General features: G+C 69.9%; 1 protein-coding gene and 1 pseudogene. Both read right to left on the reverse strand.

The genetic code is table 11. The features are described from left to right. A partial coding sequence (locus tag A7X12_RS26475) for an RsmE family RNA methyltransferase (protein ID WP_232318602.1) occupies window positions 1-387 on the reverse strand: 387 nt, incomplete at its 3' end. A 50-nt stretch (window positions 388-437) separates the two neighbouring features. Further along, window positions 438-1,464, reverse strand: a pseudogene (locus A7X12_RS19395) (AcrB/AcrD/AcrF family protein); the annotation flags it as partial.

Consider the following 1,464-nt stretch of genomic DNA (forward strand, 5'->3'; position numbering starts at 1 on the left):
GAGGTTGAGCCGGTCGATCACGGTGCGGCGGGTGAGCACCGGCACCAGACGCGCCACGCCCAGCTCGCAGGCTTTCTCAGCCACCCAGTCGATGCGGCCTTTCTTGATCGGTGCCGCGCAGAGCCACAGGTCCGGCACGGATTCGTGCGGACGAAGCTGCTCGGTCACTTCCAGCGTCAGGTCGCGCTTGCCGATATCGCGGGCGATGCCAAGCCATTCGCCGCTGGTGCCGTCGAACAGCTTCACCGCTTCGCCCGGCTTCAGCCGCATCACCGAGCCCAGATAATGCGCCTGCGGACCGTCGATGCGGCGCAGGCCGGGTTCGAGCGGGCCGTCGACGAACAGGCGGGGGGCGGATTGCGGCGGCCAGGCGGGGGTTGCGGGCATGGCGATTGCTGTAGCCGCGCCATGCCCCGTTCGTCCATCCGGGCGCGCGGTCACCGCCCCTGGTAGCGGATCTTCCACAGCTTGTAGGGCGAGCCATCGGGCAGCGGCACCGGTTCCAGCCAGCCCGGCACCTGCCCCTTGGCGAGCTGGGCGTAGAAGCCGACCGGGTTGTGCGAACGGTACACGGTCGTCTCTGCCATGTTCGGGCAGAGCAGCAGGTACGCAGCCTTGTGGCGCGCGGCGATCGGCCGGAACCCGTCCGCCGTGCCGGCGAAGGCATGGTGGACGTCGAGGATCGCGTCGCCATTGCGGTGATAGGGGCCGGCGACGGCATTGTGGTGCGTCACCACGATCAGTCGCGGGCCGAGATCGACCTGGGTGAACATCGTCGCGGCGGGAATCGCGTTCAGCGTGCGCAGCTGGGAGGTGCGGGTGCAGGCGATGTTCGCCTGGCGCACCTTGTCGCTGCCGGGCTTCGACGCGCTCTTGTTCGCCGCCCACGGCATCTTCACGCCGCTTGCAAGCACGCCGACGACGGCAAAGGCGAGCACGGCCACCCCGATCCGCAGCCAGAGCGGCCCGCGCTGGAGCGCGAGCGGCACCAGGATCCAGATCAGCGCGGTGATGCCCGGTACCGCCAGCAACTGCGCGCCGGGCGCCGCGCGCATCTGCCACAGCAGCATCGCGGCGGCAAAGGCCGTGAACAGCGCAATCGCAACCCAGCCGACCACCGTCGGACCCGCGAGCAGCGCGCCGATCAGCCCCAGGCCCGCCACGATGGCAACGGGTACCGCCGTGTCGGCGGGATGGCGATAAATCGGCCGCGCCTCGCGGACATTGGACAGCCAGGTGCGGTAGAGTTCGTCGGAAACCTGCTCCGGCCGCCCGAGGCATTGCGGGAAGAAATGAACGAAGCCAGCGACGATCAGCCCGCCCGCGAGCACCGCCAGGCCCAGCCGCACCCAGCGCGACGCCGGGTTGACCAGCGTCAGCGCCACCAGCAGCGCACCGGCAGCGACCAGCACGCTCAGCCACACCGGCGTCAGCGCGTCGCAGCGCATCGCCTGGTTGGCATAG

Source organism: Sphingomonas sp. TDK1 (assembly GCF_001650735.1).
In the GTDB taxonomy this organism is placed as follows: Bacteria; Pseudomonadota; Alphaproteobacteria; order Sphingomonadales; family Sphingomonadaceae; genus Sphingomonas.